The following is an 18,692-nucleotide window of genomic DNA, read 5'->3' as shown; positions in this document are numbered from 1 at the left end:
TTTTTCTTATGCGCCGATTACTGGAACTCAAAAATCTGGCGGAAGACGCCGGGGGCGATGAGGGACAGCGGATTGACGGTGAGGCGCGGCTTGTCAAAGGGGCCTTCGAGCTTGAAGGTGATGCCCAGCAAGCCACGGTCGCGGCCATTGCCGAGGATTGCGCCGATCAGGGGGAGTTCGCCGAACAGGCGGTTCAGTCCATATGCCGGCATGAAGGTGCCGGTCATATCCATATTGCCGCCTGCGTCGCGCAGCCTGCCCTGGAAGGTCGCACCGATCTGCTCTCCGCGCACGACGCCATTTGCGACGGAGAGTGCGCCATCGCGATAGACCAGAGCCGCAAAACCGCGCTGGAAGCGTGCCGAACTGACATCGATGTCGCGCTTGACGGCCGAGTTCAGGCTTTGGCCATCCTGACCCACAGGGGTGGAAACAAGCGACTGCAGGCGCTCTTCGTTGCGAAGCTGGAAATTGCGAATGTCCAGCGAGCCGACCCAGTCATTGCCGCGTGCCTTCAGTTTCAGGTTCAAAAGTCCTGCGTTCATGTTGTCATAGAGATCGGCGAAGCGCGCCACAGAGCCGGCATCGCCACTGGTGACGGAAATCGTATCGCCACGCGACATCTGGCTGACGATAGCCTGTCCACTTCCGGTAATGGCGGACAGGTCAGCACGCTGGATGTTCGATCCGCGCGAGGAGAAATTCAATGCGACATTGGACAAATGCTCGTCGTTGAAGCCGACAACGCGATCCACCTGAGCGCGCAGGCTGATGCCGGTGCCTTCACTACTGCCAGACGGACTGCCATTGTTGGCGCGCAACATCGTAATGATCGGCCGCATATCGACCGCGCTGCCGCCGATCCCAATTTCATAGGCTCCTCTGGAGCGCTTCACGCTGAGGCTGTAATTGTCGGCTGGCGAAAGCTGGACGTGAGAGAAGGAGGCTGAGGTCAAATCGCCATCGGCAAGCTGCAGATCGCCTTTGACGCCGAAACTTTCGCCGCTGAGCTGAAAACCGCTGAGCGTGGTCTGTTTGCCGGCATCATTCGACACTTCGAACTGCGCCTTGGCGCCGATGCCGCTACCCTTGGTCCAGCCGATCCATGGAACGGTCAAGGCTGTCCGACTGAGATCGAGCGTCACGGCCTGGCGCTTGTCGTCAAGGCGCGTCAGTTCGGCGGTGATCTGCCCGTCGACCATGTCCGACAGTCCCGGAATGAGTTTGTCCCGCTGGGCGTTGCTGAGTGTCGCCTTGATGACGCGTTCCCGCTTGACGCCGGAACTCTGATCCACGGGTTCAGTGACCGCAAATTCGGCGGGGATATCGTCTACCGTTCCGTTTGCCGTCAGCTTCGCGGCCTTCGTGTCGATTGCCAGAAGACCGGTCAAAGCACCTATCTTGTGACCTTCCATCGGCGTTGCCAGATTGACGCCGTCGAGATGTATCTGGGCGTTCCAGGTGGGCTTGGGCGGGTTGTGATCGGAGATCAAGCCGAAACGAGCCTGAATGTCGGCCTTGGTATTGCCTGAAAAATCCTCGGCCTTGAAACTGGTGCCTTTCAAAGCGTTCACAGGCTTGAAGTTCGCGAGTTCGGTGATCGCGTCGGCATGGCCGGCGATCTTTAATGCAAGGTCGGCCATCAGCGGCTTGGCATAGGTCGAGGCGATGGCAAAGCGGCCATTCTCCACCGAGACCACCCGGCCGGAAGGGGCGTAGGAGGCGGCCTTGGTGACGTCGACCACCAGTTCCTGCCCTTTCAGCGAGAAATGCCCTGCGAGATCACGCAAAGGCGGGAATTCTCCCGGCAGGTTGAGGCGGGAATCCGCCAGGTCGAAATTGATCTGCAATTCGTTGGCGTCGAGCTCCATCGGAATTCCGGGGCCCTTCATGCGGCCTGCGGGGATGAAGACGGCGATCGTGCCGTTGGCGACGCTGCCGCCGAACATGTTTGCCAAAACCCAGTCACGTGGCTTGCGCGCCATCCAGAAAGGCCAGAGCTGTTTGACGCCGGTCACCTGCATCTGCGGGATCTGGCCGCCGAACGAGATTTCGGGAGACTGTTTGCCGAAACGGACCTTGAGTGCTGCGGCCATGCGGCCGAGCGGGCTTGCCACCGTCATTTCGTCAAACTCAAGCTGGCGGTCGGACGACAGATAACGCCCCGTTGCCTTGAGATCGAAATCCGCTGGCTGTTCTCCCTGCGATGCGCCTATAGCCCTGCCGCCGCGAACGAGGAGGTCAAGCCCGAAACCAAGACGCTTGTCCTGCTGATCAAGCCGGTTGAGATCGATCACGGCTCCGGTGAAAGGAACGACCGTCGGGCCGAAACTCGCCTCCGACTTCATGATCTCGATCGAGTCCTTGGCGAAATCATAGGCAACGTTGATCGTGGCGCCACTGAAGGTCTGCTGGATACCGTCGAAATAGAAATTGCCCGGCGCATTGGTCAGTGTCGCCGACATTGCCGGCTTTTGAGCCTCGCCGCGGGAGCGTTCCGCCGACATGTCGAAATCGACCGAGCTTTCCAGGCCCTCGCGCGGTTGCCCATCTTCGGTTCGCTGCAGCAGGAAAGGCGTGATTTCAAGCCCCGACAGGCGGGCGGAGAGGGCGGCGGTTACGCCATCGACCGTTTTCGAGGCGGCCGTGAGCTTGGCTTCCCGGTCATTGATGCTGATGGTGCCGTCTACGCCGATCTCGCCTATCGCATTGCGGGCCAGTTGCAGATCATTGACCTTGAGCGTCGTCGGGCTGCGGCCGGGAGCGGCCGGCAGAACGATGTCGATGCCGGCAAGGCGGATGGAGGCCGTGCCCGTTCGCTCGATCAGCCCGCGCGCCTCATCAAGCCTTTGAAAAGCCTGCTCCAGCAATTGCGGGACTGCATCGACCCGGACTTTGGCCAGGGCGATGGGATCGCCCTCGGGTAGTTGCGCCGTCTCCAACCGAATGGACTGCGCCGAGATGCTGTTGATGGATATGCGCCCGCCAAGCAGCCTGAGCGGATCAACCGCCATGCGCAAAGCGCCGGCCCGGCTCAGGTGCTGTCCGGTCGCGCGCTCGACGATATCCACATCCCTTGCTTCGATCGCCAGGCGGTAATCCGAATCGAAACGGATCGCGGTCGAGCCGACATTGGCGACGTAACGAGGCCCGATCGCATTGTTTAAGGCGGATTGGGCGCGGCTGGTCAGCGTTCCATCGACAACGCCGCCTTCGATGGCAAAGATCGCGCTGCCGATTGCAAGGGTGACGAGAACGACGAAAAGCGCCACGGTCTTGCAGAAACGCCAGGTTCGCGTGCTGTGCGGCGGGCAGTGGACGATGATCGGGTCTTCTATCTGAGCGGACGGGAGTTCATGCAGCGGAACGATGTCCTTCCTGCTGAAATCGATCTTCTCTCCGCGTATTTCAGCCATTCAGTCAGGAACTCGTTATTTTCGCATCCACACCTGATCTGGACGCCTCGTCGGGCTGTATATACCCATGGCAACAATAGTCACTCAAGATGCTGGCAAAAGAAAGGAAAACCATGGCGAACCTCAATATCGGCGATGATGCGCCGGATTTCACGTTGCCCGGAAATGGTGGTCGGACGATTTCTCTCGCAAGCTTTCGCGGCAAGCCGCTGGTGCTGTATTTCTATCCCAAGGATGACACGACAGCCTGCACGACAGAGGCGATTTCGTTTTCGAAACTTCTGCCGGATTTCGAGACATCGGGTGCGTCGGTTGTCGGCGTTTCGGCCGATAGCGTCAAGAAACATGACAACTTCGTTGCGAAGCGTGAGCTGACGATCGGGCTTGGTTCCGACGAGGATACGGCGGTTTCGCAAGCCTATGGCGTGTGGAAGGAAAAGAGCATGTACGGCAAGACCTATATGGGCATCGAGCGCACGACCTTCCTGATCGATGCGGAAGGTCGGATTGCCCGGATCTGGCCGAAGGTGAAAGTCGCCGGTCACGCTGAAGACGTGCTGGCGGCCGTTCAAGCTCTGTAAAAACAGAAAAGGCCCGGACAGGTTATGCCGCCGGGCCTTCTTGCCAAACTGGATCACGAAACTGGCGGTTTCAGGCGCCGGATAGATAGGCCGATACGATCGGCAGGACCTCGTGGAAGCCGTGGTAGATCATGCTGAGGGCGACATAGACGATGATGATCAAGCCGAGATAGCCGATCCAGCGATAGCGTGCGAGAAGCATTGCGACGAAATTGGCCGCAACGCCCATCAGTGCGATCGAGATGATCAGGCCGATGATGAGGACAGTCGAATGACCTTGCGCAGCACCCGCTACGGCCAGGACATTGTCCAGCGACATAGAAACGTCAGCCAGAACGATCTGCATGGCGGCCTGGAAAAACGTCTTTTCAGAACCACCGCGAGACCCCGCTCCGTCCTGCGATCCTTGGGCTTGATCGCCGGCCGCGTGACGCAGTTCGGTGTACATCTTCCAGCAGACCCAGGCGAGCAGAAGTCCACCGACAAGCTGCAGCCCCTTGATGCCCAGAAGATATGTGGCGACGACCGCGAAGATGAGCCGTAGGACTGTGGCGGCGATGATGCCGAAAAGGATCGCCTTCTTACGTAAATGTGCGGGCAGGCCGGCTGCGGCCAGTCCGATGACGACCGCGTTGTCGCCTGAAAGGACAAGATTGATTGCGATGACCTCGACGAGTGCCATTAAGGTTTCGATCATGAGGCGTGACCTTTGTGCCCGTTATGAAACTTGATGTGAGAGATGCTGCAGGGATGTCGACAGGCTCGCAGTCGGAAACTCGGGAGTGCTCGTCAACGGAAGCCGCAATTATTCGCCTAATGAGGGTATGGCAAGCCCGGTGCTGCGTGCGTTTTATGCCTGTTTACGCCTGAGATTTCGCGCCTGATAATCGCAATGGTTGCGTTTGTCGTTTTTCCTTGATCTTCACGCTGCAGAGATAACCTGCTGGTTGTTGGCAGCCTCTTTTGCCCGTAGGTCGCCTCACTTTTGCAGGAGTTCAAATTCCTTCTTGTGATGTGGTGATTTCATGTTTTGTCGCATGGGCGGGCGGCGAAAGAAGGCGAAGACCGGCGCAAAACTCCGCTGGTTTTGCCGTAGAAGACCTGCAGATGATTCGCGTTGGAAGCTCCCGCTATCGAGGAGCCCGGGACGTCTGCCTTGGTCCGCATTCCGAATAAGGCTATTGGCCTCCAGCGGTCACCTCGGTGAAGCTGCTGCCTTTGCGGACGGTCTTCGAAGTGATAGGTCGAATAATATGGCCGTGTCATACGGTGACAGGGATCGGTAACTGGATATTTGAATGACGCAGTTGAAGCTTGTTGGTTTTTCGGGAAGTTATGGCCGTCCATCCAAGACATCTGCTCTGGTCGAGCATATCGCGGGACTTGCCTGTGATCGCTATGAACTGGCCAAGTCCGTGTTCGACCTGACGGATGTGGGAGGCTCTCTCGGGCTGGCGAAGTCGCAGTCCGATCTCGATGCGGATGCGGCAGCCATTCTCAAGGCGGTGGTTGAAGCAGACCTTTTGATCATCGGCTCTCCGACCTACAAGGGCAGCTATCCAGGCATGTTCAAGCATTTCATCGACCTGATCGATCCGGAGCAATTGCGTGGCAAACCGGTTCTGATCGCCGCTACCGGTGGCGGCGAACGGCATGCCCTGATGGTGGAACATCAGCTGAGACCGCTCTTCGGATTTTTCATGGCGCACACGATCCCGACGGCGATCTATGCCTCAAACCGCGATTTCTCCGGCTACGAGATCGTGTCGCAGGCTCTTCAGGAAAGAATCGGTTTTGCCATTGACGAGCTGGCTGCTTTCGTTTCGCGAAAACACGGATCGTTTGGCGAATAGAGGAGATTGGTCTGCCAGGGGCTGGTGTTGACCGTTATACGACCGAGGGAGGGAGTTTGATGTCAGTGGAAGAGGATATCGAAGCGATCGCGGAGCAGGAGCGACTGCTCGTGTTCGACAGGTTCGACGGTGACACGGCCTGGGTGCTCGGGGAGCGGCTGAGGCGCGTGGCGAGCGAACGCGGCCTTGCGGTGGCAATCGATATAACGCTCCATGCCATGCCTGTATTCTATAGCGCTCTTCCGGGGTCCACTGCGGACAATGCCCGATGGATCCGCCGCAAGCGAAACGTCGTCCTGCATTTCCTTAGGTCCAGTTACGCCGTCGGTCGCAGGCTCGCGCAACAGGATGCCACGCTGGAAAGCAAATTCAGCCTTTCCGATACGGACTACGCTGCCCATGGCGGGAGTTTTCCGATCACGGTTGCAGGGGTAGGCTGTATCGGGGCTGTAACGGTTTCGGGATTGCCGCAGCGGGAAGACCACAATCTCGTTGTCGAGATCCTAGCCGGCATGCTGGGGCATGATGTGGGGAAAATCGCGCTTGCCGATTGAGGCGCGCCGAAGTCGGCCGGATCAGCCCGGCCGATTTTTCATCGGTTTTGTCAGCGCCTGAAGGCGCGGGCGACGGCGATCAGGATGCAGGCGCCGATGAAACCGGCGATCAGATATCCTATCCAGCCGCCGAGAACGACGCCGAACAGGCCCAGAATGGCGTTCGCAACGATTGCACCAACGATGCCCAGAATGATGTTCATGAAGATGCCCATGTCGCTCTTCATGAATTTTTCGGCGAGCCAGCCGGCAATGCCGCCGATGATGATGGCTGCGATCCAGCCGATGCCTGCGTCTTCCATGGCCTTACCCTTTCCTGAAACCCCGTCCTTGGGGTGCGGCAGGTAACGCGTAAAAATGTTCCAGGGTTCCCAATCACTTTATTAGAGAGACAACATTCCTTTCAATCGCCGCGAACTGCCCCTATTTTGCCAGCCGATTCGGTTAGCAAAACGAGATACCAGTAGTGACCTCATCCTTCCTCCACGACCGCAAGCTCGGTGCGCTTCCTGACCTTTGGCGGGGACGCCTATCGATCGCTCTCTTCGTTATGTTCGCCTTTTGGGCGGTTGTGGCGCAGAACGCGGCGGCGCAATCCCAGCCTCAGGTCCAGCCGCCCGCTGCGGCTCAGTCCGATCAGGCAGTGCCGACCGATGTGACCGCCGACTCGATCAATATCGAGATGAGGGACAAGCTGGATGGCCTCAGGCAGCAGCTCAACACGTTTCGCGAGAGCGTGCAAACAGCACCTGACGATGATGCAAAACTCGCTGACATAAGGGTCAAGGCGGAGGCGATCGTTGAGGAAATGCGCACCGCTTCTGATGCGATGAAAGTGCGCGTCGAACAAATTCAAGGTCGCCTGACCAGTCTTGGCGAACCGCCTGCGGCGGGACAGCCTGCCGAAGCGCCTGCCGTGGTGGAGGAGCGGACGAAGCTCGAGAACGAAAGATCTCAGCTTAATCTGATTGTAGATGATGCGGGCAATCTGTCGAACAGCGCCACGCAGCTTGCCAACATGATCACCAATCTGCGCCGGACGCTGTTCGCGCAGACGCTGTTCAGGCACACGGAACTCACTGCCGATGTTTTTGTCGATGCCGGCAATGCGTTCGTCACGGAAATGCGGAATTTCTCATCGACGATCGGAAGTTGGGCGAGTTTCGTGTGGCGGTTCAAGGCTATTCCGCTGCTTGGCGCGATTGCCCTGTCGGTCGGTTCGGCGTTTCTTTTTCTTGCCGGCGGATATCGGCTGTTCGGTCGCTTCCTGACCCGCAGCGAGATCGACAACCCCGCCTATATAAAGCGGCTTTCCTATACGTTCTGGTCGACGGTCATGCAGAGCATCACCTTCGCCGCGTTTCTCGTTACGTCCTATCTTTTCCTTGAGGGCTTCAACGTTCTGCGTCCTGACGTGGCGCCGATCATCGCGACATTTTTCGGTTTCGTCTGGTTCGTGCATTTCGTCTGGAAATTGACCTACGCCGCACTTGCGCCGCATGAGCCCGGCTGGAGGCTTGTGAAAATCACCGATGGCGGTGCGCGGCTGCTCAGCCTGGCCATTATCGCCATGGCTGTGGTCAATGGACTGGATTATCTGCTCGGCGCCGTCAGTGAAGCTCTCGGTTCGCCGCTGGTGCTGACGATCGCAAAGAGCCTGATCGCCTCCGTGGTCATCGGGCTCATCCTCATCGGAATTTCGTTCATCCGTCCGGTCATGGCGGAAGGAGAGGACGCTACGGGGCAGGGGCGGCCCTGGCCGCGTTATTTCTCGGTCACATTGCGTATCATGGGCGGGGTGCTGCTGCTCTGCGTCATTGCCGGTTATGTCGGGCTCGCGCGGTTTGCATCTACGCAGATCGTCCTGACTGGTGCAGTGCTCGCGCTCATCTATATCGGGCTTCTTTCGGGCAAGGCGATCTCGAAGCGCGGGGCGTTCAACGATACGGCCCTCGGGCGGCGTCTGGTCGAGCGGCATCGTTTCGGGGATGTCGGCCTCGATCAGGCCGGTCTGGTTGTCGGTCTCGGCATTTATGTCGTCGCACTGGCGCTCGGCATCCCGCTGATCCTGATCACCTGGGGTTTTCAGATTACGGATATCGAATCCTGGGTCGTCAGTTTCTTTACCGAATTCCGCATCGGAAGCATTTCGATCTCGATCGTCGGTATATTCGGCGGCCTGCTGCTCTTTGCGCTTGGATATATCATTACCCGATGGGCGCAGAAGTGGATCGACGGGAATGTTCTTGCCCGCAGTCACGTCGATATCGGCGTGCGCAATTCGGTCAAGACGGGCATCGGTTATCTGGGGGTAGGTCTTGCGGTCATCGTCGGCGTTTCGGCAGCCGGCATCAACCTTTCAAACCTTGCCCTTGTCGCCTCGGCGCTTTCTGTCGGTATCGGTTTCGGCTTGCAGAATATCGTGTCGAACTTCGTGTCGGGTCTGATCCTTTTGGTCGAGCGGCCCTTCAAGGTAGGAGACCATGTCGTGACGGGCACGACGGAAGGGATCGTGAAGCGTATTTCGGTTCGCGCGACCGAGATCGAAACGTTCCGCCAGCAGGCGATCATCGTTCCGAACTCCGATCTCATCAATGCCGCCGTGGGCAACTGGACGCTGAAGAACCGGATACAGAGATCCGAAATCAAGGTGTCTACCAGCTACGAAAGCGATCCCGAGAAGGTGATCGCAATTCTCATGGACATTGTTTCTGACGTGCCAGAAATCCTTCGAAATCCCGGGCCGCATGTGGAATTCCTCGCCTTCGGCGGTTCCTCGCTGGATTTCGAACTACGGTTCCATCTGGCGGACATGTCCGAGGGACTGCGTATACGCAATGATATCCGTATCGAGATTTTGAAGCGGTTCCGCGAAGAGAATGTCGAGATACCATTCCCTCGCTCGGAAGTGGTTTACCATCGCGGTCTGCCGATCCCGCTTGAGGAACCCGACGTTCGCGGCGGAGCGTGACAGTTCGGGTTTGCCGCTATCCTTCGTCGTTACTCCGGCCGAGATTTCGGCCGGTTTTTCTTCTTCATTAAGCATGTGTCGCTGGGATTTATTGACCTAAATAGCAGGCGATGTAGTTCTTCGACGCGATTTGTTCCAGAATGAGCTGTCGGGTTAACTGTTCTGCAAAGCGTGACAAATAGAAACTTGCTCAAGGGTATGATTTTATTTGTAAGGGTCAAAAATGACGTTCCTTGGCATTTCCGGAATGCAGTATTCCGGTGAAACGCTTGGCAATTCCCGTATTCTTCTTGCCGAGGATTCCAATGTCTTCACATCGATGATCGGTATGCGGCTCAAGGAGCTGTTCGACATCGATATCGAAATCTGCCGCAATTTCGAAGACCTTCAACTTGCCTATGACAGATCGACTGATCCGATCACGCTGGCGATTTCGAACATCAATCTTCCGGGTGCCGAGAACGGCGAGGCGCTGGAATATCTGATCGACCTGTCGATCCCGACGATCGTGTTTACCGGCACATTCCATCAGGAAACGCGTGACAAGCTGCTGACCAAGGATATCGTTGATTACATTCTCAAGGACAATGTCTTTGCTGTGGAGATGCTTGCCGAGTCGGTGTGCCGGTTCCTTACCAATCATCGCCACCATGTGCTGATCGTCGATGACAGCCCGACGGCGCGGGCGCTGCTTTCCAGCCGCCTCAAGCGCTATAACTTCCGCGTCAGCACGGCTGACAGCGGCGCCAAGGCGCTCGAACTGCTCAAGAAGAACAGCGATGTCGGCCTGGTCATTACCGACTACAACATGCCGGATATCGACGGGTTCGAACTGACCCGCCGCATCCGGTCGGTCCGCGGCTCACACGAGTTGCGGATCATCGGTGTGTCGTCCTCGTCGGACCGGCACCTGTCGGCGCGTTTCCTGAAAGCCGGTGGTAACGACTTCATGCTGCGCCCGTTCATCGACGAGGAGTTTTATTGCCGCGTCAACCAGAACCTCGATACGCTTCTGCAGATCCGCTCCATGCGGTCGGCACAGGGCGCAGGCGCGATCAAGAACGTTGCTTGATTGCTGATACAGGTGCCGCATGCCATATATTGTCAGCCAGAAACGGATGCACTCGGATCTTTGCAGCTATTCGCAGCAGCTTGCTACGGACATGGCGGCCAAAAAGATCGCGGCATCGACTGCGATTGACGAGAACCTGCTGCCGATCGAGGATTTCTATCGACTGGGAGAGCCGATCGTTTCCGATTGCGTCGAAGCGGAGCTGACTTGCTCCATTGCAATCATCGACATAGACCGGCTTTTTCGGATCGTGGAAACGCAAGGGGCCGAATGCGCCGAGCATGTGCTTTCGACGTTCGGCGCCAATCTTCTGCGGTTTACCGCCAATCTCTTTGCCTGCGTAGCCCATCTGGGTGAGGATCAGTTCGGCATATTGCTCGTGGGCCTGGATATTGCGAGCGCCACGGACGTTCTCGATCGGCTGAGGCAGGAACTGGCATCATGCCCTATCGGCTGGAAGGGCGAGATGATCAACGTCACCGTTTCGATCGGCGCGGCTGAAATCCATGGGCCGGAGACCTTCGATAACTATCTCAATGCCGCCGAGCAGTTTCTGTTCATGGCGAAAATGTCCGGTCGCAATCAGGTCATTTCCGACCACACATTTGCCACCGCCGTTCACTGAATAGCGGTTTGATCATTGAAAGGCCCGCAAGGCCCGCAGAGACGATACTCTCTGCGGGCTTTTTTGCGTCGGCGCGGTTCAATGCGCGCCGAGAAGCGCGTTCTTGCTGGATTCGAAATAGGCGGAAAGCGTCTGCGGCTTACGGCCCGTCAGGGTTTCGAAATCGCCGGTCACCAGATCGAAATTGCCGGCCCGGATGTTGGCGTCGGCCGATACGAGCATCTTGACCAGGAAGTCCGGAAGACCGGCCGAGGTCAGGCCGCCCGCCAGTTGCTCATCGGTGACATGCACGACGTTGAGCGGCTTGCCGGTTGCCTTGGAGACGAGCGCGGCGATCTCTTCGGCATTCAGGCTTTCCGAGCCGGTCAGGGTGAGGGTGGTGCTGCCGGCCGGCGGATTGGCAAGGGCGGCTGCGGCTGCGCGGGCGCAATCGTCGCGGCTGATATTGGAGACCTTGCCTGCGCCATAGGCCGAGTACCAAGTGCCGGTTTCCAGATTGTGCGGCATCGACATCAAATAGTTGTCGTCATACCAGGCGTTGCGCAGGATCGTGTAGGGAGTGCCGGTTGCCTTGATGGCTTCTTCGGTGCCGAGGTGATCGGGCGCGAAGCTGACGAGCGATTTGTCCGGGTTCGGCATGGATGTGTAGAGGATATGCTTGACGCCGGCCTTGGCTGCTGCGGCCACAGCCGTCTTGTGCTGCTTCAGGCGGCCGCCCGGCGTGGCGAGATCATCCGTCGAGATGATCAGGACGCGGTCGATGCCGCCAAAGGCTGCTGCAAGGCCTGCCTCGTCAGTGAAATCCGCCTTGCGGGTTTCGACGCCCTTGGCGGCAAGATCGGCAAGCTTGGACGTGTCGCGGCTGGCGGCAACGATATCGCTCGGCGAAACCTTCGATGTCTCCAGAAGGTGATTGAGGACTGCGCGGCCGAGCTGGCCGGCGGCGCCGGTGACGAGAAGTTTGGTCATGTCGTTTCCTCTTGCAATGCCGCCGGATCGTACCGGCATGGTTGTTGGTCTCAAAAAGAGACTAGCACTAGAATAGGAATTGACGTGGTCCTGTAAAGGAGGCACATTTCCGGGAGATCGTTACCAAAAGGGAACTACCGGCATGGACAATGCAGCACGAGTGACCACGCTTGCGGGTGAGCCTTGTGACATGTCCAACTGGGATGCGGGTAACTGTCCGGTTCGCGACGTGATGAACCAGATCGCCGGAAAGTGGTCGACGCTTATTCTCGAATTGCTGGCGCAGCGGCCCTATCGCTTCGGTGAGTTGCGCCGTCTGGTGCCGGATATTTCCCAAAGGATGTTGACGCAGACTTTGCGGGATCTGCAGCGCGACGGCTATATCGACCGTCAGGTGTTTCCGACCAAGCCGCCAAGCGTCGAGTATAGCATGACCGAGCTCGGCCATTCGCTGTTCGAGCCGCTGTCTAAGGTGCTGGCTTGGGCAGGGGACAATCATGCCGCGGTAAAGGCTGCGCGCGTGAAGTTCGATGCGAGCGAACTGGGGTAGTCTCCGGGGCTTGAACGACGAAGGGCGGCCGAAGCCGCCCTTGTCTTGTCAGTCATGCCGATCGATCAGGCGTCGATCGATGCCATGTCGATGACGAAGCGGTAGCGGACGTCGCTTTTCAGGACGCGTTCATAGGCTTCGTTGACCTGCTGGATGTTGATCTTCTCGATTTCCGAGACGATGCCCTTCTCGCCGCAGAAATCCAGCATTTCCTGGGTTTCCTTGATCGAGCCGATCATTGAGCCGGAAAGTTCCTTGGCGCCGAAGATCAGCGAGAAGGCGTGGACCGGGATGGGATGTTCCGGGGCGCCGACAACGACCATGGCGCCCTTTGGCTTGACGAGGCCGAGATAGGCGTTCCAGTCGAGCGCCACACCAGCGGTGCAGATGATCAGATCGAAATAGCCGGCGAGCTTCTTGAAGGTTTCCTCGTCGCTAGTGGCGTAGTAATCCTTGGCGCCGAGCTTGAGGCCGTCTTCCCTCTTCGACAGCGACTGGGAAAGTACGGTGACATCCGCACCCATGGCTGCGCCGATCTTGACGCCCATATGGCCGAGGCCCCCCATGCCGATGATGGCGACTTTCTTGCCGGGGCCTGCCTGCCAGCGGTGCAGCGGCGAGTAAAGCGTGATGCCGGCGCACAGAAGCGGGGCTGCTGCGTCGAGCGGCAGGTTGTCCGGGATCGACAGGACGTAACCTTCCTTGACGACGATCGAGTCGGAATAGCCACCCTGGGTGGGGGCATTGCCGTTCAGCGTGTCGACATCGTTATAGGTCTGGACCAGACCCGGCATGTAATGCTCGTTATCGAGGTCGCGGGTGGCGCAGCCGACGCAACTATCGACGAAGCAGCCGACGCCGACGCGGTCGCCGACCTTGAATTTGGTGACCTTGGAGCCGACGGCCTTGACGATGCCGGCGATCTCATGGCCCGGAACGATCGGATAAACGGCGTTCTTCCATTCGTTGCGGACGGTATGGATGTCGGAATGGCAGATGCCGGCGAACTTGATGTCGATGACGACGTCGTCATCATTCGGTTCGCGGCGCTCGAAGGTGAAAGGGGTGAGCGGGCTCGACGCGTCGGTCGCAGCATAGCCTCTGGCGATAGGCATGGGGAACTCCATTCATTGATGGGTTGAAAATCAACGGCCGGACTATGCGTCACGACACGGGGCAGGCGTTAGATCGATCCTCCAAGCTTCTTGCACGATCCTGCAATATTGCGAGGCATCCCTCGTTGCGAAGACTACAACGCATTATAGAATGGAGACGGTTCGACGCCTGCTTCGGAGAAATGGCTCAATGACACTTCCTTTCAATCCCTATCAGGAGATTGCCTCGATCGCGGCGCGGCATGGAGGCGGTGAGGGGGATGGAACGACGGCGATCGACGGGCTGGGGATCAGCCGGCGGACGTCGCCTAGCGAGCCTTGCCACGGAAGTTATCGACCCTGTTTCGCGATGGTGATCCAGGGGGCGAAATGCGTTCAACTCGGTAATGAGACGATCAATTACGGGGCGGGCGACTATCTTCTGACATCACTCGACCTTCCGGTTGCGTGGCGGGTGGTGGAGGCCAGTCCGGAGGTTCCGCATTTCTGTATCACGGTTGCGATCAGCAGCGACAAGGTGCTCGACCTGATGGGCAGGAACGGGCTCTCTAAGCCCGTTGGGCCGAGCAAGAACCAGCGCGGCATCGTGGTCAATGTTGCGACGCCCGAGCTTCTGGATGCGGCCGTTCGGCTGATGCGCTTGCTTGATCGTCCAGCAGATATCGCTTCGCTCGCACCGCTGATCGAGCAGGAAATCCTCTATCGCATTCTGACCGGGCCGGCAGGCGGGCAGTTGATCAACATCGCGATCGCCGACAGTCACGGCAATCGAGTGGCGCGCGCCATCGCATGGTTGAAGGGAAACTTTGCCGGATCGCTGAGGATCGAGGAACTGGCCGAACATGTCGGCATGAGCGTCTCGTCCTTCCATCACCATTTCAAAGCAATCACGGCGATGACGCCGGTTCAGTACCAGAAGCAGCTAAGGCTGCATGAGGCCCGGAGGCTGATGCTTGTCGAAGGGCTCGATGTCGGCAATGCCGGCCACCGTGTCGGATACCAGAGCCCGTCGCAGTTCAGCCGCGAATATAGCCGTCTCTACGGCCTGTCTCCGGCGCGTGACATGGATGCGGTCCGGGTTTCGGCCGCGGGCTGACCTTTCGCTGCAATCAAATTCCTCCCTACCGTTTGAAAATCCGGCTTGACGGAAAGCAGAATTGCTTTATACGCCAGAACCGTACCGTACGGTACCTGAGAGGAGCAGCCGCAAGTGAGACCCGATACCGCCGACACGCCCCAGTTTTCGCCGCGACAGAACGAGGTTCTGGAGCAGGCGCTTCGTCTTCTCGTCGAAGGTGGCGACAAGGCTCTGACGACATCGGGGCTTGCGCGTGCAGCGAGCTGTTCCAAGGAAAGCCTGTACAAATGGTTCGGCGATCGCGACGGTGTTCTGACCGCGATGATCGCCTATCAGGCGAGCAAGGTTCGCACCGCCGACCGTTCCGGCGAAAAGCTGACGGAACAGGTCTTGAAGCAATATCTCGAACAGTTCGGGCGCGATTTGCTGGAAGTTCTCGGCGGTGACGTGTCTCTGGCTCTCAACCGGCTGGCGATCGGCCAGACGAGCCGCGACGGCTCGAAACTCGGTAAGCTTCTGGTCGAACATGGCCGCCGGCAGATTGATCGCCGCGCCATGGCGCTGATGGAGGCCGGCAAGCGGGCAGGGCTTCTGCGCTTCGAGAATGCCGATGCCGCCTATCACACATTTTACGGCCTGGTGGTTTCCGATCTGCATGTTCGCATGCTGCTCGGCGAGCCGGGGCTGAAAGACAATTCGCGCCAGGCGGAGAGGGCGGTCGAAGCCTTTCTCGCGCTGCATGGCGTCGAACAGAAAACTGCGGATGCGCTTCGCGTTTCCGCCGGACGATGAACAACCGAAACAAACACTCGCATAGGGAAGGAATTTAAGATGCGCGTTTATTACGATCGTGATGCCGACCTCAACCTGATCAAGTCGAAGAAGGTCGCCATCATCGGCTACGGTTCCCAGGGTCGCGCACACGCGCTGAACCTGAAGGATTCTGGTGCGCAGAACATGGCAATTGCCCTCAAGGCCGGTTCCGCCACTGCCAAGAAGGCCGAAGCCGACGGCTTCAAGGTCATGACGGTTGCCGAAGCTGCCGCCTGGGCCGACCTGATGATGATGGCAACCCCGGACGAACTGCAGGCCGACATCTACCGCGATGAAATCGCCGGCAACATCCGCGACGGCGCAACCATCGCATTCGCGCATGGCCTCAACGTTCATTTCGGCCTGATCGAGCCGAAGGCATCGATCGACGTCGTCATGATCGCACCGAAGGGCCCGGGCCACACGGTTCGCGGCGAATACCAGAAGGGCGGCGGCGTTCCCTGCCTCGTTGCTATCCATCAGAACGCTTCCGGTAACGCGCTTGAACTCGCTCTCTCCTACGCCTGCGGCGTCGGCGGCGGTCGTTCGGGCATCATCGAAACGACGTTCAAGGAAGAATGCGAAACCGACCTCTTCGGCGAACAGGTCGTTCTGTGCGGCGGTCTGGTCGAATTGATCCGCGCCGGTTTCGAAACGCTGGTCGAAGGCGGTTATGCGCCTGAAATGGCCTATTTCGAGTGCCTGCACGAAGTAAAGCTGATCGTCGACCTGATCTATGAAGGCGGCATCGCCAACATGAACTACTCGATCTCCAACACGGCCGAGTGGGGCGAATACGTCACCGGTCCGCGCATCATCACCGAAGAAACCAAGGCTGAGATGAAGCGCGTCCTGAAGGACATTCAGACCGGCAAGTTCACCTCGGACTGGATGCAGGAATACCGTGCAGGCGGCGCCCGCTTCAAGGGTATCCGTCGCAACAACGACGCGCACCAGATCGAAGAAGTCGGCACCAAGCTGCGCGCCATGATGCCCTGGATCGGCAAGAACAAGCTGGTCGACAAGGCCGTCAACTGATCGGTCAAACTATCGATTGGAGATAAGGCGCCGCGCGGCTCGTCCGCGCGGTGTTTTGCATCTTACTCCTTTGGCGGAATGACGCCCTTGGTGAGGATGAAGCAGCCGTAGAAGCGCAGTTCGCCGGTGGCGACGACGCAGTAGGCTTTCTTTGCCGTCTCGTAGAATGCGTGGCGTTCGATCGCATACATGGGTGCTGGTTTGCCCTCGGCGGCATCTATTTCCGCCTGTATCTCTTTCTGGATCTCCGGGATCGCGTTCGGATCGCCGATGACTTCCATGCGCCCGACCGAGGGCTGCAGCGGCGTGTCGAGCGGCAGCACCGACAGGATCGCCTGCATGGCGCGGGGCGCCGAAATATTGTCCATCCGGATCACCTTGCCGAGCACGGTCTGGCGGGCAATCGAATCGGATGGGAAATTGGCGTCGGCCAACACGAGCGTATCGCCGTGGCCCATGGATTTCAGGGCATAAAGGATATCGGCATTGAGCGCCGGATCCAAGTTCTTCAGCATTCGTCTCTCCTCCAAGACAGATGAAAATTCCGTCGCCCGTTATCGCAGGCAAAGGCTGGCGCGCACCAGCAAAATATAAGTCTTGGCGGAATGTCATGGAGACAAAAAATGTCGCAGCGGTCGATAGGTCAGCATTGCTGACCTGTCGGAATTTCTATAAAGCAGAATGCAACAAAATTGAAATAACAGGAAACATCCCTATGCTTGATTGGGAACATATCTTCGCTTCGCGTTCCAGCCGAATGAAGGCGTCGGAAATCCGCGAATTGCTGAAACTGCTCGAACAGCCTGACATCATCTCGTTTGCCGGAGGCATTCCAGATCCGGCTCTGTTTCCGGCGGAAGAATTCAAGGCGGCCTATGCCGATATCTTTTCGGGCGCACAGGTGAACTCGGCGCTGCAATATTCGGTCAGCGAGGGCTACAAGCCGCTACGCGACTGGATCGTCGAGGATGTCGCAAAGATCGGTATCGACTGTTCCGCGGATAACGTCTTCATCACCTCCGGTTCGCAGCAGGCGCTCGATTATCTCGGCAAGCTGTTTCTGTCGCCGAAGGACACGGCGCTCGTCACTTGGCCGACCTATCTGGGTGCGCTATCTGCCTTCAATGCCTATGAGCCGAACTATGATCAGCTGTCGCTGAACGGCAACCGGACGCCGGACGCCTATCGCGATACGGCCTCCAAGCTCGGCGGTTCGGTCAAGTTCGCTTATCTGTCTGCCGATTTCTCCAACCCGACCGGTGAGACGATCGATCTTGCTGGCCGTGAAAAGCTGCTGGCGCTGGCGGATGAACTGGATATCGCGATCCTTGAGGATGCGGCCTATCAGAACCTGCGCTTCGATGGCGAGGCGATCCCGCCGATCCTGTCTCTGGATATCGCGCGTAAAGGCGGCATCGAGAATACCCGCACGATTTATAGCGGCAGTTTTTCGAAGACGCTGGCTCCGGGCCTGCGCGTCGGCTTCGTCATTGCCGCGATGCCGGTCATCCGCAAGCTGGTTCTGATGAAACAGGCTGCCGACCTGCATTCCTCAACGATCAACCAGATCGCCGTCGAGCATGTCGCATCGCGCGGGTTTTCCGAGCAGGTCGCCAAGATCAAGCGGGTCTATAGCGGTCGCCGTGATGCGATGCTGGCGGCGCTTGCGAAATACATGCCGAAGGGCACGACATGGACGAAGCCGGAAGGCGGCATGTTCGTCTGGATCACGCTGCCGGAAGGCATGGATGGTGCAGAGCTTCTGGCGAAGTCGCTGGCGACGGAGAAGGTCGCCTTCGTGCCGGGCAAGGCGTTTTATGCCGATGGCAGCAATGCCAACACGCTGCGCGTCTCGTTCTCCTGCGCCAACGACCAAATGATCGACGAAGGGATCAAGCGGCTCGGGCGACTGGTCGCCAATGCTTTCGGTGAGCGAACATGAAAGCTTGCCGATCATCTGATCGATAGTCGTATTCACAAGCAAAAGCGGCGGAAAATCTGGGTTTCCGCCGCTTTTGCTTTCATTCCTTACCTGGACGTCAATCATTGTCACAAGA

At 58.3% G+C, this 18,692-nt stretch carries 17 protein-coding genes; 11 read left to right on the top strand and 6 right to left on the bottom strand.

All coding sequences use genetic code 11. The features are described 5' to 3' along the window. Positions 1-17 precede the first annotated feature (17 nt). Positions 18-3,416: an AsmA-like C-terminal region-containing protein gene (locus tag JNB91_RS06130; protein WP_220324647.1), complete on the bottom strand. Its 3,399-nt coding sequence runs from the start codon at positions 3,414-3,416 to the stop codon at positions 18-20. Between the two features lie 113 nt (positions 3,417-3,529). Here JNB91_RS06130 and bcp point away from each other — a divergent pair, with 113 nt between their 5' ends. Continuing rightward, positions 3,530-3,997, top strand: coding sequence for a thioredoxin-dependent thiol peroxidase (gene bcp, locus JNB91_RS06125; RefSeq protein ID WP_220324646.1), 468 nt, complete (start codon positions 3,530-3,532; stop codon positions 3,995-3,997). Positions 3,998-4,067: 70 nt separating this feature from the next. Here bcp and JNB91_RS06120 read toward each other — a convergent pair whose 3' ends face one another. Beyond that, the gene (locus tag JNB91_RS06120; RefSeq protein ID WP_220324645.1) at positions 4,068-4,694 is read right to left on the bottom strand and encodes a TerC family protein; all 627 of its coding nucleotides are present in this window, start codon (positions 4,692-4,694) and stop codon (positions 4,068-4,070) included. Positions 4,695-5,295: 601 nt separating this feature from the next. On the opposite strand from JNB91_RS06120, the gene msuE reads away from it, so the two are divergent. Beyond that, positions 5,296-5,850, top strand: coding sequence for an FMN reductase (gene msuE, locus JNB91_RS06115; protein ID WP_220324644.1), 555 nt, complete (start codon positions 5,296-5,298; stop codon positions 5,848-5,850). Between the two features lie 59 nt (positions 5,851-5,909). Further along, a complete protein-coding gene (locus JNB91_RS06110; protein ID WP_220324643.1) occupies positions 5,910-6,404 on the top strand; it encodes a heme-degrading domain-containing protein in 495 nt (164 codons plus the stop codon). A 50-nt stretch (positions 6,405-6,454) separates the two neighbouring features. Here the strand turns inward: JNB91_RS06110 and JNB91_RS06105 are convergent, their stop codons facing one another. Then, complete coding sequence (locus JNB91_RS06105) at positions 6,455-6,706, bottom strand: GlsB/YeaQ/YmgE family stress response membrane protein (protein WP_220324642.1); 252 nt, start codon at positions 6,704-6,706, stop codon at positions 6,455-6,457. 164 nt (positions 6,707-6,870) lie between these two features. Here JNB91_RS06105 and JNB91_RS06100 point away from each other — a divergent pair, with 164 nt between their 5' ends. The 3 genes from JNB91_RS06100 to JNB91_RS06090 all read left to right on the top strand — a co-directional run bounded on the left by JNB91_RS06100 (position 6,871) and on the right by JNB91_RS06090 (position 11,072). After that, on the top strand, positions 6,871-9,375 hold the full coding sequence (locus tag JNB91_RS06100) for a mechanosensitive ion channel domain-containing protein (protein WP_346269276.1): 2,505 nt from the start codon (positions 6,871-6,873) through the stop codon (positions 9,373-9,375). Between the two features lie 223 nt (positions 9,376-9,598). Continuing rightward, a complete protein-coding gene (locus tag JNB91_RS06095) occupies positions 9,599-10,447 on the top strand; it encodes a response regulator (protein ID WP_220324641.1) in 849 nt (282 codons plus the stop codon). A 19-nt stretch (positions 10,448-10,466) separates the two neighbouring features. Next, positions 10,467-11,072, top strand: coding sequence for a GGDEF domain-containing protein (locus JNB91_RS06090; protein ID WP_220324640.1), 606 nt, complete (start codon positions 10,467-10,469; stop codon positions 11,070-11,072). A gap of 78 nt (positions 11,073-11,150) precedes the next feature. Here the strand turns inward: JNB91_RS06090 and JNB91_RS06085 are convergent, their stop codons facing one another. Continuing rightward, on the bottom strand, positions 11,151-12,041 hold the full coding sequence (locus JNB91_RS06085) for an SDR family oxidoreductase (protein ID WP_220324639.1): 891 nt from the start codon (positions 12,039-12,041) through the stop codon (positions 11,151-11,153). A gap of 142 nt (positions 12,042-12,183) precedes the next feature. Here JNB91_RS06085 and JNB91_RS06080 point away from each other — a divergent pair, with 142 nt between their 5' ends. Further along, positions 12,184-12,591, top strand: a complete 408-nt coding sequence (locus JNB91_RS06080; protein ID WP_220324638.1) for a winged helix-turn-helix transcriptional regulator — start codon at positions 12,184-12,186, stop codon at positions 12,589-12,591. A gap of 65 nt (positions 12,592-12,656) precedes the next feature. Here JNB91_RS06080 and JNB91_RS06075 read toward each other — a convergent pair whose 3' ends face one another. Continuing rightward, positions 12,657-13,706 carry an NAD(P)-dependent alcohol dehydrogenase gene (locus JNB91_RS06075; RefSeq protein WP_220324637.1) on the bottom strand — a complete coding sequence of 350 codons (1,050 nt, stop codon included), beginning with the start codon at positions 13,704-13,706 and terminating at the stop codon, positions 12,657-12,659. A 190-nt stretch (positions 13,707-13,896) separates the two neighbouring features. Here JNB91_RS06075 and JNB91_RS06070 point away from each other — a divergent pair, with 190 nt between their 5' ends. From JNB91_RS06070 to ilvC, 3 genes are all read left to right on the top strand, one after another. Then, positions 13,897-14,802 (top strand): AraC family transcriptional regulator, encoded by a 906-nt coding sequence (locus JNB91_RS06070; RefSeq protein ID WP_220324636.1) that lies wholly within the window; start codon positions 13,897-13,899, stop codon positions 14,800-14,802. Between the two features lie 114 nt (positions 14,803-14,916). Further along, on the top strand, positions 14,917-15,576 hold the full coding sequence (locus tag JNB91_RS06065) for a TetR/AcrR family transcriptional regulator C-terminal domain-containing protein (RefSeq protein ID WP_220324635.1): 660 nt from the start codon (positions 14,917-14,919) through the stop codon (positions 15,574-15,576). 39 nt (positions 15,577-15,615) lie between these two features. Then, positions 15,616-16,635, top strand: a complete 1,020-nt coding sequence (gene ilvC, locus JNB91_RS06060; RefSeq protein WP_220324634.1) for a ketol-acid reductoisomerase — start codon at positions 15,616-15,618, stop codon at positions 16,633-16,635. Between the two features lie 62 nt (positions 16,636-16,697). On the opposite strand, the gene JNB91_RS06055 is transcribed toward ilvC, so the two are convergent. Further along, entirely contained in the window at positions 16,698-17,150 is a 453-nt protein-coding gene (locus tag JNB91_RS06055) for an RbsD/FucU family protein (protein WP_220324633.1), read from the bottom strand. A gap of 200 nt (positions 17,151-17,350) precedes the next feature. Here JNB91_RS06055 and JNB91_RS06050 point away from each other — a divergent pair, with 200 nt between their 5' ends. Beyond that, on the top strand, positions 17,351-18,577 hold the full coding sequence (locus tag JNB91_RS06050; RefSeq protein WP_220324632.1) for an aminotransferase-like domain-containing protein: 1,227 nt from the start codon (positions 17,351-17,353) through the stop codon (positions 18,575-18,577). Positions 18,578-18,692 lie beyond the last annotated feature (115 nt).

Source organism: Aliirhizobium wenxiniae (assembly GCF_019511445.1).
Classification (GTDB): Bacteria; Pseudomonadota; Alphaproteobacteria; order Rhizobiales; family Rhizobiaceae; genus Neorhizobium; species Neorhizobium wenxiniae_A.
The sequence above is the reverse complement of the archived record's forward strand: the minus strand, read 5'-3'. Positions and strand labels throughout refer to the sequence as shown.

Coding starts and splice junctions, on each gene's coding strand:
- JNB91_RS06130 (WP_220324647.1), bottom strand. CDS start 3,416: ATGGCTGAAATACGCGGAGAGAAGATCGATTTCAGCAGGAAGGACATC.
- bcp (WP_220324646.1), top strand. CDS start 3,530: ATGGCGAACCTCAATATCGGCGATGATGCGCCGGATTTCACGTTGCCC.
- JNB91_RS06120 (WP_220324645.1), bottom strand. CDS start 4,694: ATGATCGAAACCTTAATGGCACTCGTCGAGGTCATCGCAATCAATCTT.
- msuE (WP_220324644.1), top strand. CDS start 5,296: ATGACGCAGTTGAAGCTTGTTGGTTTTTCGGGAAGTTATGGCCGTCCA.
- JNB91_RS06110 (WP_220324643.1), top strand. CDS start 5,910: ATGTCAGTGGAAGAGGATATCGAAGCGATCGCGGAGCAGGAGCGACTG.
- JNB91_RS06105 (WP_220324642.1), bottom strand. CDS start 6,706: ATGGAAGACGCAGGCATCGGCTGGATCGCAGCCATCATCATCGGCGGC.
- JNB91_RS06095 (WP_220324641.1), top strand. CDS start 9,599: ATGACGTTCCTTGGCATTTCCGGAATGCAGTATTCCGGTGAAACGCTT.
- JNB91_RS06090 (WP_220324640.1), top strand. CDS start 10,467: ATGCCATATATTGTCAGCCAGAAACGGATGCACTCGGATCTTTGCAGC.
- JNB91_RS06085 (WP_220324639.1), bottom strand. CDS start 12,041: ATGACCAAACTTCTCGTCACCGGCGCCGCCGGCCAGCTCGGCCGCGCA.
- JNB91_RS06080 (WP_220324638.1), top strand. CDS start 12,184: ATGGACAATGCAGCACGAGTGACCACGCTTGCGGGTGAGCCTTGTGAC.
- JNB91_RS06075 (WP_220324637.1), bottom strand. CDS start 13,706: ATGCCTATCGCCAGAGGCTATGCTGCGACCGACGCGTCGAGCCCGCTC.
- JNB91_RS06070 (WP_220324636.1), top strand. CDS start 13,897: ATGACACTTCCTTTCAATCCCTATCAGGAGATTGCCTCGATCGCGGCG.
- ilvC (WP_220324634.1), top strand. CDS start 15,616: ATGCGCGTTTATTACGATCGTGATGCCGACCTCAACCTGATCAAGTCG.
- JNB91_RS06055 (WP_220324633.1), bottom strand. CDS start 17,150: ATGCTGAAGAACTTGGATCCGGCGCTCAATGCCGATATCCTTTATGCC.
- JNB91_RS06050 (WP_220324632.1), top strand. CDS start 17,351: ATGCTTGATTGGGAACATATCTTCGCTTCGCGTTCCAGCCGAATGAAG.